The 14,478-nt window shown below is 42.9% G+C and carries 8 protein-coding genes, 2 rRNA genes and 2 other annotated features; all 10 genes read right to left on the bottom strand.

Translation table 11 applies throughout. The features are described 5' to 3' along the window. Positions 1–6: 6 nt before the first annotated feature. Entirely contained in the window at positions 7–687 is a 681-nt protein-coding gene (ispD, locus tag BK585_RS00115; RefSeq protein WP_078551145.1) for a 2-C-methyl-D-erythritol 4-phosphate cytidylyltransferase, read from the bottom strand. 15 nt (positions 688–702) lie between these two features. Continuing rightward, positions 703–1,794 (bottom strand): PIN/TRAM domain-containing protein, encoded by a 1,092-nt coding sequence (locus BK585_RS00110; protein WP_078551144.1) that lies wholly within the window; start codon positions 1,792–1,794, stop codon positions 703–705. Between the two features lie 97 nt (positions 1,795–1,891). Then, positions 1,892–2,965, bottom strand: a complete 1,074-nt coding sequence (gene disA / locus BK585_RS00105; protein ID WP_078551143.1) for a DNA integrity scanning diadenylate cyclase DisA — start codon at positions 2,963–2,965, stop codon at positions 1,892–1,894. A 3-nt stretch (positions 2,966–2,968) separates the two neighbouring features. Beyond that, entirely contained in the window at positions 2,969–4,345 is a 1,377-nt protein-coding gene (gene radA, locus BK585_RS00100; protein ID WP_078551142.1) for a DNA repair protein RadA, read from the bottom strand. A gap of 133 nt (positions 4,346–4,478) precedes the next feature. After that, positions 4,479–6,917, bottom strand: a complete 2,439-nt coding sequence (gene clpC / locus BK585_RS00095; protein ID WP_078551141.1) for an ATP-dependent protease ATP-binding subunit ClpC — start codon at positions 6,915–6,917, stop codon at positions 4,479–4,481. Positions 6,918–6,943: 26 nt separating this feature from the next. Further along, complete coding sequence (locus tag BK585_RS00090) at positions 6,944–8,011, bottom strand: protein-arginine kinase McsB (protein WP_078551140.1); 1,068 nt, start codon at positions 8,009–8,011, stop codon at positions 6,944–6,946. A gap of 2 nt (positions 8,012–8,013) precedes the next feature. Then, the gene (locus BK585_RS00085) at positions 8,014–8,544 is read right to left on the bottom strand and encodes a protein-arginine kinase activator protein McsA (RefSeq protein WP_078551139.1); all 531 of its coding nucleotides are present in this window, start codon (positions 8,542–8,544) and stop codon (positions 8,014–8,016) included. A gap of 35 nt (positions 8,545–8,579) precedes the next feature. Then, positions 8,580–9,047 carry a CtsR family transcriptional regulator gene (locus BK585_RS00080; RefSeq protein ID WP_078551138.1) on the bottom strand — a complete coding sequence of 156 codons (468 nt, stop codon included), beginning with the start codon at positions 9,045–9,047 and terminating at the stop codon, positions 8,580–8,582. Positions 9,048–9,708: 661 nt separating this feature from the next. Beyond that, positions 9,709–9,824: ribosomal RNA gene (rrf, locus tag BK585_RS00075) — 5S ribosomal RNA — on the bottom strand. A 79-nt stretch (positions 9,825–9,903) separates the two neighbouring features. Continuing rightward, positions 9,904–12,837, bottom strand: a 23S ribosomal RNA gene (locus BK585_RS00070). Between the two features lie 372 nt (positions 12,838–13,209). Next, positions 13,210–14,185, bottom strand: a sequence feature (most likely nonfunctional fraction of RNA operon). Positions 14,186–14,196: 11 nt separating this feature from the next. Next, positions 14,197–14,339, bottom strand: a sequence feature (16S ribosomal RNA rRNA prediction is too short). Positions 14,340–14,478 lie beyond the last annotated feature (139 nt).

Below are 14,478 nucleotides of genomic sequence, written 5' to 3'. Positions count from 1 at the left end.
CTCTCCTCACTTTTTCGATAAGATGGCTTCTGCAAAGAGTAAATCTTCAGGTGTAGTCAATTTCATATTCAAATAATCTCCTTTTACGATCGCAACAGCTTGTCCATACCGTTCCACTAAACTAGCATCATCTGTACCAAGGAATCCTTCAACCTTTGCTTTTGCGTGTGCATCCTTAATAACAGACAGACGAAAAGCTTGTGGGGTTTGGATAGCCCACAAGCTAGAACGCTCCACTGTTTCTTCGATCAACGATTGTTGGTTCACCCGCTTTACTGTATCTTTAACAGGAACACCAACAACAGCAGCACCAACCGCAGCCGCTTTCTCTGCCACCGCTTGAATATGCTCATGTGAAATAAAAGGACGAGCACCATCATGTATTAAGACGATGCCCTCTTTTTGAAGAGTTACTATCCCTTGTTCAACACTAAATTGCCTCTCACTGCCACCTGGAATGACTCGAGTTACCTTAGTAAGATTATACTCTTTTATTAATTGCGTCATAAATGCTAGTTCTTCTTGGTTAGCGACGACGATGATAGAACTACAATTGCTATCTTGCTGAAATACCGAAATCGTATGAATGATCACTGGTATATTAGCAATTTCTATAAATTGTTTGTTCTTACCTGCGCCCATGCGCTTTCCTTGGCCCGCAGCAGGGATGACAACCGAATATTCCATTATTTCTCACCCAATCTACAATGCTTTCTCTAACAGTTTTGGTTTAGCAAAGATCATTCTGCCTGCACTTGTTTGTAACACACTTGTGACGATAACATCAATATCTTTTCCGATATAATCGCGCCCACCTTCAACGACAATCATCGTTCCATCATCAAGATAAGCAACGCCTTGGTTATGTTCTTTCCCGTCTTTAATGACCTGAACATTTAATTCTTCACCTGGGAGAACTACCGGCTTAACTGCATTTGCTAAATCATTAATGTTGAGTACGGCTACTCCTTGTAGCTCACATACTTTATTTAAGTTAAAATCGTTCGTGACCACCATGCCAGATGTAAGCTTCGCTAGTTTAACTAACTTGCTGTCTACTTCAGATATTTCTTCAAAATCGCCCTCATAAATTTCTACTTTAATCGGTAGCTCTTTTTGAATTTTGTTTAAAATATCTAGTCCTCTTCTCCCACGATTTCTTTTTAAAACATCCGAGGAATCTGCAATATGCTGTAGTTCTTCAAGCACAAACTCAGGAATGACAAGAGTCCCCTCTAGAAAACCTGTTTTGCATATGTCCGCGATTCTTCCATCAATAATAACACTTGTATCTAATATTTTTAAAGAAGCACCTGATTCTTTTTTCTTGTCTTTCCCACTAGATTTGTTTCCTATTGGGAATAAATTAATAAGTTCTACTCGTTTCTTGAAACCAATTTGAAATCCGAAATAACCGAGGAAAAACGTAATAAAAATCGTGATAATCGGTAATACAGTGCTAACTACTGGTAGTTGAATATTGTTAAGAGGAATGCCAATAAGATATGCTACGATAAGTCCAAAAATAAGACCGATTGTTCCAAATAATACATCTGTTACGGGGGCTTTTACAATGGCCTCTTCTAAAAGACGCATCACCCCGACGATATAATCTGCTAACCAAAATGTAGAAACGTATAAAATAATAGCTCCAAAAATAGCACCTGTATACGGACTAGTAATCCAATTCTGTACTTCACCAAAATTAAGTGCTTGTATTAAGTCTGGCATAAACATATACCCTAATGTCCCACCGACAAGCACAAAGAATAATTGTACTATACGCTTTAACACTTTATTTCACCTCCTTCATTTATTATAGACAAACATTTTAATTTACAACCTATCAATCTGCAATTCACACAATATTTTACTTTTCGTCTAACATTATTTAGATATGGCGGTCTATAAAAAGCTGTTCTTGAATTCGATTGAGTCCTTCTTTAATCATTTTAGCCCTAGCTTCTCCAATGCCTTCTACTTCATCTAACTCTTTGATTGAAGCAACCATAATATGATTCAGATTTTTGTAAGTATCAATCAAATTTTCAATTACGATAGTTGGCAACCGTGGTATTTTATGAAGTATACGGTACCCTCGTGGTGAAACGGTATGTTCCTGTAAATCCATTGTTTTAGAATACCCGAGCATTTTAACAATTACCTGGTCATCTAATAGCTCTTCATTTGCTAATTTTGTCATTTCTCTCAATGTGTCAAATGCATCTTGTTCTTTGTTTTTAATGTAATCCTTAATTAAAAGGATTGCTTCTTTTTCGATATTAGCTACTAGTTCATTTAGCTGCATCGTAATAAGACGCCCTTCATTTCCTAGCTCATTAACATAGTTAAGTATTTCACTTTTGATTCTTAACACCATGTGGATACGATGGATGACTTGGGCTACTTCATGAAAGCTAACGAGCTCCTCAAATTCAAGGGCACCTAAATTCGTTACCCCTTGGTCCAACACAGATTTGTATTTATCTAATGTTTGGATCGCCTGATTAGCTTTAGTTAAAATCACACCGATGTCTTTAAGAGAATAGCGGTTTTCACCTTGATATAGCGTAATCACATTTCGACGTTGTGAAATTGAAATGACCAGGTTACCTGTTTGTTTCGCTACCCTTTCTGCAGTTCGGTGACGAATTCCCGTTTCATTTGACTCAATTGAATTATTAGGGACTAATTGTGTATTGGCATATAAAATTCGTTTCCCATCTTCACTTAAAATGATGGCTCCATCCATTTTTGCTAATTCATATAAGAAAGCCGGGGAAAACTCACAATTAATATAAAATCCTCCATCAACAATGTTCATCATTTCATGGTTATAGCCTAAAACTATGAGGCCTCCCGTTTTTGCACGAAGAACATTGTCTATACCATCACGGAGTAGCGTTCCGGGTGCTACTAACTTTAAGACTTCTCCTATAAATAAATCTTTTTTTCGGTCTTCCATCCGCTATCCTCCTAGAATTACATGTAATGCATCCTCAACTGTTGAGACACCGATAATCTCAATCCCTGCTGGGAATTGCCATCCCCCTATATTTTTCTCAGGAATAATGGCACGTTTAAATCCAAGTTTTGCTGCCTCATTTATCCGCTGTTCGATTCGGGAAATTCGTCTCACTTCTCCCGTAAGTCCAATTTCACCGATGACGACATCGGTTGGTTTGGTCGCTTGGTTTCGAAAGCTCGATGCGATACTAATCGCAATGGCTAAATCGACAGCTGGTTCATCTAAACGCACTCCACCAGCTACATTTAAATAAGCATCTTGTGTTTGTAAAAGCAAACCTACTCTTTTTTCTAAAACAGCCATAAGAAGTGACACACGATTATGGTCAATACCCGTAGCCATTCGTCTTGGATTCCCAAAACTAGTCGGTGACACGAGTGCTTGAATTTCAACTAATACTGGCCTTGTTCCTTCCATCGAAGCAACGACTGTTGAACCTGCTGCTCCTTCTGTTCGGTCTTCTAAAAAGACTTCAGATGGGTTTTTCACTTCTTCTAGCCCAACTTCTTTCATTTCAAATATTCCAATTTCATTCGTAGACCCAAACCGATTTTTTACAGCTCTAAGGATGCGATATGTATGATGACGTTCCCCTTCAAAATAAAGAACCGAATCTACCATATGTTCAAGTAACTTTGGTCCAGCAATGGAACCTTGTTTAGTGACATGGCCTACGATAAAAATGGCTATACCTGTGGTTTTAGCTATTTTCATAAAAGCAGCTGTACATTCTCGAACTTGTGAAACACTTCCTGGTGCTGAAGCGATTTCTGCTTGAAATACCGTTTGTATCGAATCGATGATAACTAACGTAGGAGAAACATCCTTAATCGCTTTTTCGATATAGTCAAGGTCAGTCTCAGCTAATACAAACAAATCATCAGCGCTCGCATCTAACCGGTCGGCCCTCAATTTTGTTTGTTTTACTGATTCCTCACCAGAAATATATAATACTTTATGTCCCTGACGCGCCAGTAAGGCAGAAGACTGTAATAATAACGTTGACTTGCCTATTCCCGGATCGCCTCCAACTAAAACTAAAGATCCTGGAACTATTCCACCGCCTAAAACGCGATTAAGTTCAATCATTCCTGTATGAATCCGTTCTTCTGTGTCACTTACCACTTTTGTGATTGATTGAGCAGTACTATTAATTTGACCAGAAGTCACAAATGAACGGCTTCTCGTATCCGTCTTCGTCTCTACGAATTCTTCAACCATGGTGTTCCAATTTTGGCACCCTGGGCATTTCCCCATCCATTTCGTTGACTCATACCCGCATTCTTGACAAATAAATTTTGTTTTTTTCTTTGCCATGTCTGCCTTCCCTCTCTTCTACCTGCAATTAACTAAATTGTATCATGATAAAGCGGTAAAGAAGAACAGAAAGGTCATACTATCTAGTATATGGGTAAAAAGCCGGAGGTATTACAATCCTCCGGCATGGATTTTACACCTGTGCGTTTTCCTGAGTGACGACTGTTAGTTCCCCATCATTAACGTCAATGACTGCACGTTGTCCTTTTAATATGGTTCCTTTTAACAGCTCTTCAGAAAGCCGGTCTTCGACTTGCTTCTGTAACGCACGACGTAATGGCCTTGCGCCATACTCTTCATCATAACCTTCATCCGTTATTTTATCTAACGCTGCATCAGTTAACTCTAACTCGATTCCTTGCTCGGTTAAACGTTTCTTAAGCTGGTCAGCCATGAGTGTAATGATTTCACGAACATGCTTTTTGTCTAAAGAATGGAACACAATTATTTCATCAATACGGTTTAGGAATTCAGGACGGAACGAATTCTTTAATTCACCCATCACTTTGTCCTTCATATCCTTATACTCATGATTCTCACCTTCAACTGCAAACCCTAGGAACTTATTTCTACGTAATGTACTAGCACCGACGTTAGAAGTCATGATAATCGCTGTGTTTCTAAAATCAACGGTTCTTCCTTTAGAATCTGTCAAACGTCCATCTTCTAATACTTGTAGTAATATATTAAATACTTCTGGATGCGCCTTTTCAATTTCATCTAACAAAATAACTGAGTATGGACGACGGCGAACTTTCTCTGTTAACTGTCCACCTTCTTCATGCCCTACATAGCCAGGAGGAGAACCTACAAGTCTACTTGTTGCATGTTTTTCCATATACTCTGACATATCAATTCGAATGACTGAATCTTCATCACCAAATAGAGTTTCAGCAACGGCCCTTGCTAATTCCGTCTTACCTACCCCAGTTGGCCCTAGGAAAATGAATGAACCAATTGGACGCTTTGGATCTTTTAAGCCTGCACGAGCGCGTCGAACGGCTTTAGAAATGGATTTAACCGCTTCTTCTTGCCCAATGACACGTTTGTGTAAAATTTCTTCCATACGAAGTAATCGTGCTGTTTCCTCTTCTGCTAGCTTGGAGACAGGGATTCCTGTCCAACTTGCCACAACTTGAGCAATATCATCTACTGCAACTTCTGTATTTTCTTGCCCTTGTTTTTTCTTCCACTCATTTTTCATTCCATCTAATTCTTCACGAAGACGTTGCTCACTGTCACGTAACGACGCTGCTTTTTCAAATTCCTGACTTTGAACAGCCGCATCTTTTTCTTTCCTTGTTTCTTCAAGCTTTTGCTCTAACTCTTTTAAGTTAGGCGGGGCTGTATACGAACGTAACCTCACCTTTGAAGCAGCTTCATCAATCAAATCAATCGCTTTATCTGGTAGGAAACGGTCTGCAATATAACGATCAGAAAGTTTCACGGATTCTTCAATTGCCTCATCCGTTATTTTCACGCGATGATGAGCTTCATAGCGGTCACGTAATCCTTTTAAAATTTGAATAGACTCCTCAAGAGTCGGCTCATTTACTTGAATCGGTTGAAATCTTCGCTCAAGCGCTGCATCTTTTTCAATATACTTGCGGTACTCATCGAGTGTCGTTGCCCCTATACATTGAAGTTCTCCTCTTGCTAATGAAGGCTTTAAAATATTCGAAGCATCAATTGCACCTTCTGCTCCACCAGCTCCAATTAGCGTGTGCAACTCATCTATGAATAAAATAACATTACCTGCTTGCCTAATTTCATCCATTACTTTTTTAAGTCGATCTTCAAATTCCCCACGGTACTTTGTTCCTGCAACTACAGTTCCCATATCAAGTGTCATTACACGTTTTCCTCTAAGTGTTTCAGGAACTTCATTATTGATAATCGACTGAGCTAAACCTTCTGCAATCGCTGTTTTACCAACACCAGGTTCTCCAATGAGCACTGGGTTGTTTTTCGTTCTACGGCTTAAGACTTGAATAACACGCTCAATTTCTTTACTTCGACCGATAACAGGGTCTAAGCCTTCTTCCTTTGCTATTGCTGTTAAATCCCTTGCTAGGCTATCTAGCGTTGGTGTATTCGCATGAGATGCATTGCTTTGTTGACTTGATCCAGAAGCTTCATTGCTCCCTAGAAGTTGTAGCACTTGTTGACGCGCTTTATTTAAACTCACGCCAAGGTTATTTAAAACTCTTGCTGCTACGCCTTCACCTTCACGGATTAAACCTAATAAAATATGTTCAGTTCCTACATAAGAATGACCTAGCTTTCTAGCTTCATCCATTGATAGCTCTATTACTTTTTTTGCTCTTGGAGTGTAGTGAATTGTTTTAGAGCCTTCTTGACCTGTTCCAATTAGTGTTTCTACTTCCGTTTGAATTTTATCTGAACCTAGTCCTAGGGCTTGTAATGCTTTTGCAGCAATCCCTTCACCTTCGCGAATTAATCCTAATAAAATATGTTCTGTACCAATATTATTATGACCTAGACGAATTGCTTCCTCCTGTGCTAAAGCTAACACTTTCTGAGCTCTTTCAGTAAATCTTCCAAACATCATAGTTGATACACCTCCGTATTTAATTACTACTGTATTTCTAGTTTAATTCGTTCTCGAATGAGAGCGGCTCTCCGTTCATCACGTTGTTCAGGGGATAACGTTTCCCCTGCAAACTGTTGTAAAAATCCAGGCTGAGTTAGTATCATAAGTTCATTCAATATATTTCCTGAAATTCCCTTTATTAAACCTAAATCTATTCCTAATCGAACATCTGATAATCTTTGAGCTGCTTCTTTTGACTCTATGATTCGATTATAGGCTAATATTCCATAAGAACGATAAACCCGGTCTTCTACTTTTAATTTAGAAGACTGAAGCAACATATCTCTAGCTGCTCTTTCTTTTTGAATGAGTTGAGAAACAACTCCAGCTAAATCTTCAACGATATCCTGCTCAGATTTACCCAACGTAATTTGGTTAGATATTTGAAATAGGTTTCCAAGGGCTTCACTACCTTCACCATATATTCCTCTTACTACTAAACCTAATTGATTTATAGCAGGTAATATCCTGGTAAGCTGTTGCGTGAGAACCAATGCAGGTAAGTGCATCATCACAGAAGCACGTAACCCTGTACCTACGTTTGTTGGACAACTCGTTAAATATCCGTGCTTTTCATCAAAGGCATAAGTGATTTTTTGTTCGATCCAATCATCCAGCTCATTGGTAAACTCCAAGCCATTTGTTAATTGAAAACCTGAAAACAAACATTGAATTCTAAGATGGTCTTCTTCATTGACCATAACACTTACTGACTCGTCTTCACTAAGAAGAACGGCACCATGTTTTGATTCATTAGCTAGTTGTGGACTAATTAGATGCTTTTCGACCAAAACCTTTTTTTCATTTGTTTTCATTTGGTCCATATGCAGAAGTTCCAGTTCTCCAATTGCTGAATTGTTTTCCTGTGTTAATTTTTCACCAATAACATTAACTACTTGCTCAGATTCCTCCATCGTTGCTAACAAAGGAAAGATATTGTCTTTAAGGTTTCTTGCTAATCTTATTCTGCTACTAAGAACAATATCCGAATCGGGACCATTTTTCTTCATCCATGGGCTTAACGCGTCACTAATAAAACGCTCTAAAGACATTTTTATCCCTCCCCCTTATCTTGTATCGTTTGTTGGAGAGAGCGGATTTGATCTCTTATAATTGCGGCTTGCTCAAATTCCTCTTTTTCTATATGAAATCTTAGTGCTTCTTTTAACATTTCAATTTTCTTTCGTACTTGGAGACTTCCACCTATTCGTTTAGGTATTTTCCCACCATGAGTATGGTTGCCGCCGTGCACCCTTTTCAATACGGGGTCTAGTTTTACTGCAAAGGACTCGTAACACTGAGCGCAACCAAACCTTCCCGTTCTAACAAATTGTTCATATGTTGTTTTACACTTTGAACAAGTTAACGGTGCTGCCGTTTTAGGCGGTGTCCCTTTTGCTAATGGTTGTTCATAATTTAATAGCCCTGAGAGTAACTGATGTATTGAAAAACTATTTGACCCTGGGTTATATTCACCTTTTTCTCGGGCACAATGCTCACAAATATGAAATTCCGTTTTCTCACCGTTTATTATTTTTGTAAAATGCAATGTTGCAGGTCTTTCATTGCATTCTTGACATTTCATTTTTGTTCACCTTCTCTCCACCCATTGTATTAGGTTTATGAATCTTTAATTTTTAACGTATTTAACATTGACCTTAAAATATTCGCTCTAATAAAATCTCTGTGAACGGCTACAGTATTGTATAATTGCCGGTCAATAACACTAAACAGTAGTGTAGCTTCTCTTTTTGAAATTGCTTCTTCCTCATAGAGTCTTTTAATGATATCTTCAGCTGTTGCTTGACTAATACGTTCACCCATTAAGTGAATCATCTGTTCTAAGAGATGAACTTTATCATGAGTTTCAACTTTTATAATACGAATATATCCGCCTCCACCACGTTTGCTTTCAACGACATACCCTTTTTCTATCGTAAATCTAGTACTAATCACATAATTTATTTGTGAGGGTACACATTGAAACCTCTTGGCAAGTTCGCTTCTTTTTACCTCAATTAAATCCTGATCACTTCTACCTAATACCGCTTTTAAATATTCTTCAATAACATCAGATATATTACGCATTCACAAAGCCTCCCTCCTCTTGACTTTGACTATCTTTGACTTTAATATATCTTCATTATAAATAAAAAAAATCCGTTTCGCAATCAGAACACATCAGCTATTATTGCCCATTTGAATGGTTTCATTCGAGTTTCGGACGTATCTTACTATTTACTATTTTCGAGATTAACTCTTCAATTCCTTTTAAGTTTCTAGTAGAGATGATCGACAATGTTTACACTTTCACAGAAGGTTGGTGTATCTTGAAGAAACGTGTCAAATATAAATAGAATTATTGATAGTTTTGGTTAAATGTGGGGCAATTTCGTTACCGTAGGGAGTGCTTTTCTCTTGGATATGGGAATGGATCTATTGGTTCTATTGGTTCCGTTACTGGGGAGGATGTTTTTCTCTCGGCTTCGGGCACGGTTCATTGATTTCCGTTACCGCTGAGGCTGATTTTTCCTTGGCTTCGGGCACGGTTCATTAATCTCCGTTACCGACAGTACTCCTTTTCTTTATAAATCGGGCATGGTTCCCTTGCATCGATTACCGCTCGTTCTGCTTTCCTCTCTGTTATGGGAACGGTTATTTTTTTTGTTATTTTGTTAAGTATCTGTCTTAGTCAAATCTCTAGTGAACATAAAAAAAGTACACTTCAATTGAAGTGTACTTTATCTCAGCTTAGCAACGTCCTACTCTCACAGGGGGAAGCCCCCAACTACCATCGGCGCTGAAGAGCTTAACTTCCGTGTTCGGCATGGGAACGGGTGTGACCTCTTCGCTATCGTCACTAAACCTTATGTAATTGAAACATCACTTACGTGATCTCTCAAAACTAGATAGTATGCATTGTAGTCAATCTTCGTCTTATTTATAGGATAAGTCCTCGACCGATTAGTATCTCTCAGCTCCACGTGTCACCACGCTTCCACCCGAGACCTATCAACCTCATCATCTCTAAGGGGTCTTACTGGATTAACTCCATGGGAAATCTCATCTTGAGGGGGGCTTCACGCTTAGATGCTTTCAGCGCTTATCCCGTCCACACGTAGCTACCCAGCTATGCTCCTGGCGGAACAACTGGTACACCAGCGGTGTGTCCATCCCGGTCCTCTCGTACTAAGGACAGCTCCTCTCAAATTTCCTGCGCCCGCGACGGATAGGGACCGAACTGTCTCACGACGTTCTGAACCCAGCTCGCGTACCGCTTTAATGGGCGAACAGCCCAACCCTTGGGACCTACTTCAGCCCCAGGATGCGATGAGCCGACATCGAGGTGCCAAACCTCCCCGTCGATGTGGACTCTTGGGGGAGATAAGCCTGTTATCCCCAGGGTAGCTTTTATCCGTTGAGCGATGGCCCTTCCATGCGGAACCACCGGATCACTAAGCCCGACTTTCGTCCCTGCTCGACTTGTAGGTCTCGCAGTCAAGCTCCCTTATGCCTTTGCACTCTTCGAATGATTTCCAACCATTCTGAGGGAACCTTTGGGCGCCTCCGTTACTGTTTAGGAGGCGACCGCCCCAGTCAAACTGCCCACCTGACACTGTCCCTGAACCGGATCACGGCTCGAGGTTAGAATTTCAGTACAGTCAGGGTAGTATCCCACCGACGCCTCCACCGAAGCTAGCGCTCCGGCTTCCAAGGCTCCTACCTATCCTGTACAAACTGTACCAAAATCCAATATCAAGCTACAGTAAAGCTCCATGGGGTCTTTCCGTCCTGTCGCGGGTAACCTGCATCTTCACAGGTAATATAATTTCACCGGGTCTCTCGTTGAGACAGTATCCAAATCGTTACACCATTCGTGCGGGTCGGAACTTACCCGACAAGGAATTTCGCTACCTTAGGACCGTTATAGTTACGGCCGCCGTTTACTGGGGCTTCAATTCAGAGCTTCGCCTTGCGGCTAACCCCTCCTCTTAACCTTCCAGCACCGGGCAGGTGTCAGCCCCTATACTTCGCCTTACGGCTTCGCAGAGACCTGTGTTTTTGCTAAACAGTCGCTTGGATCTTTTCACTGCGGCTCTCTCGGGCTTGCACCCTATCAGAGCACCCCTTCTCCCGAAGTTACGGGGTCATTTTGCCGAGTTCCTTAACGAGAGTTCTCCCGAGCGTCTTAGAATTCTCTTCTCGCCTACCTGTGTCGGTTTACGGTACGGGCACCTCTCACCTCGCTAGAGGCTTTTCTTGGCAGTGTAGGATCAGGAACTTCGGTACTTAATTTCCCTCGCTATCACAGCTCAGCCTTCATGGTGAACGGATTTGCCTATTCACCAGCCTAACTGCTTAGACGCACATATCCATCAGTGCGCTTACCCTACCTTACTGCGTCCCCCCATTACTCAAACGGTGAGGAGGTGGTACAGGAATTTCAACCTGTTGTCCATCGCCTACGCCTTTCGGCCTCGGCTTAGGTCCCGACTTACCCTGAGCGGACGAGCCTTCCTCAGGAAACCTTGGGCTTTCGACGGAGGGGATTCTCACCCCTCTTTTCGCTACTCATACCGGCATTCTCACTTCTACGCGCTCCACCAGTCCTCTCGGTCTGACTTCGCTGCACGCAGAACGCTCCCCTACCACTGTCCGTTAGGACAATCCATAGCTTCGGTGATACGTTTAGCCCCGGTACATTTTCGGCGCAGAGTCACTCGACCAGTGAGCTATTACGCACTCTTTAAATGGTGGCTGCTTCTAAGCCAACATCCTGGTTGTCTGTGCAACTCCACATCCTTTTCCACTTAACGTATACTTTGGGACCTTAGCTGATGGTCTGGGCTGTTTCCCTCTTGACTACGGATCTTAGCACTCGCAGTCTGACTCCCGAGGATAAGTATTTGGCATTCGGAGTTTGACTGAATTCGGTAATCCTGTGGGGACCCCTAGTCCAATCAGTGCTCTACCTCCAATACTCTTCCCTCGAGGCTAGCCCTAAAGCTATTTCGGGGAGAACCAGCTATCTCCGAGTTCGATTGGCATTTCACCCCTACCCACACCTCATCCCCGCGTTTTTCAACACGCGTGGGTTCGGGCCTCCATTCAGTGTTACCTGAACTTCACCCTGGACATGGGTAGATCACACGGTTTCGGGTCTACGACCACGTACTAACTCGCCCTATTCAGACTCGCTTTCGCTACGGCTCCGCCTCATCAGCTTAACCTTGCACGTAATCGTAACTCGCCGGTTCATTCTACAAAAGGCACGCTGTCACCCATTAACGGGCTCCAACTACTTGTAGGCACACGGTTTCAGGATCTATTTCACTCCCCTCCCGGGGTGCTTTTCACCTTTCCCTCACGGTACTGGTTCACTATCGGTCACTAGGGAGTATTTAGCCTTGGGAGATGGTCCTCCCGGATTCCGACGGGGTTTCACGTGTCCCGCCGTACTCAGGATCCACTCTGGAGAGAACGAAGTTTTGACTACAGGGCTGTTACCTTCTTTGGCCAGTCTTTCCAGACCGCTTCATCTACCCCGTTCTTTTCTGACTCCGTATAGAGTGTCCTACAACCCCAAGAAGCAAGCTTCTTGGTTTGGGCTGTTTCCGTTTCGCTCGCCGCTACTCAGGAAATCGCATTTGCTTTCTCTTCCTCTGGGTACTTAGATGTTTCAGTTCCCCAGGTCTGCCTTCACATATCCTATGTATTCAGATATGGATACCATCCCATTACGGATGGTGGGTTCCCCCATTCGGAAATCCCCGGATCAAAGCTTACTTACAGCTCCCCGAGGCATATCGGTGTTCGTCCCGTCCTTCGTCGGCTCCTAGTGCCAAGGCATTCACCGTGCGCCCTTTCTAACTTAACCTTGATGATAAATCATCTAGTTATTAATCAATCCATAGATTGACTTAAGACGTTTGAAGAATTCTTGACTTCTCAGATTCACTCACTCGATATCAAATAATAACGAGCCGGTAAAATCTTAATGCATTACTATCTAGTTTTCAAAGATCAAAGCAGCTGATTTGCTTACCTTCTTGATAAGCTACTTGAAACTACTACGTGCAGCTTTGCGACGAGAAAGCGACGCAAGGAGCGCGCAGGAGCACAAGGCATCACTGCATATTCTTACTTGAGAGATAACTCCCTCAAAACTGAACGAACAAAGCGCAAGCTATAGTTCAAACACAAGGTTTGAACTTCGACTAGAGTATTACTCCATAGAAAGGAGGTGATCCAGCCGCACCTTCCGATACGGCTACCTTGTTACGACTTCACCCCAATCATCTGTCCCACCTTAGGCGGCTGGCTCCTAAAAGGTTACCTCACCGACTTCGGGTGTTACAAACTCTCGTGGTGTGACGGGCGGTGTGTACAAGGCCCGGGAACGTATTCACCGCGGCATGCTGATCCGCGATTACTAGCAATTCCGGCTTCATGTAGGCGAGTTGCAGCCTACAATCCGAACTGAGAATGGTTTTATGGGATTCGCTCAACCTCGCGGTTTTGCAGCCCTTTGTACCATCCATTGTAGCACGTGTGTAGCCCAGGTCATAAGGGGCATGATGATTTGACGTCATCCCCACCTTCCTCCGGTTTGTCACCGGCAGTCACCTTAGAGTGCCCAACTGAATGCTGGCAACTAAGATCAAGGGTTGCGCTCGTTGCGGGACTTAACCCAACATCTCACGACACGAGCTGACGACAACCATGCACCACCTGTCACTTTGTCCCCCGAAGGGGAAAGCCCTATCTCTAGGGTGGTCAAAGGATGTCAAGACCTGGTAAGGTTCTTCGCGTTGCTTCGAATTAAACCACATGCTCCACTGCTTGTGCGGGCCCCCGTCAATTCCTTTGAGTTTCAGCCTTGCGGCCGTACTCCCCAGGCGGAGTGCTTACTGTGTTAACTTCGGCACTAAGGGCATCGAAACCCCTAACACCTAGCACTCATCGTTTACGGCGTGGACTACCAGGGTATCTAATCCTGTTTGCTCCCCACGCTTTCGCGCCTCAGCGTCAGTTACAGACCAGAGAGTCGCCTTCGCCACTGGTGTTCCTCCACATATCTACGCATTTCACCGCTACACGTGGAATTCCACTCTCCTCTTCTGCACTCAAGTCTCCCAGTTTCCAATGACCCTCCACGGTTGAGCCGTGGGCTTTCACATCAGACTTAAAAGACCGCCTGCGCGCGCTTTACGCCCAATAATTCCGGACAACGCTTGCCACCTACGTATTACCGCGGCTGCTGGCACGTAGTTAGCCGTGGCTTTCTGGTTAGGTACCGTCAAGGTGCCGACCTATTCGAACGGCACTTGTTCTTCCCTAACAACAGAACTTTACGACCCGAAGGCCTTCATCGTTCACGCGGCGTTGCTCCGTCAGACTTTCGTCCATTGCGGAAGATTCCCTACTGCTGCCTCCCGTAGGAGTCTGGGCCGTGTCTCAGTCCCAGTGTGGCCGATCACCCTCTCAGGTCGGCTACGCATCGTCGCCTTGGTAGGCC

The sequence above is a fragment of the Bacillus alkalicellulosilyticus genome (genome assembly GCF_002019795.1).
Lineage (GTDB): Bacteria > Bacillota > Bacilli > Bacillales > Bacillaceae_F > Bacillus_AO > Bacillus_AO alkalicellulosilyticum.
The sequence above is the reverse complement of the archived record's forward strand: the minus strand, read 5'-3'. Positions and strand labels throughout refer to the sequence as shown.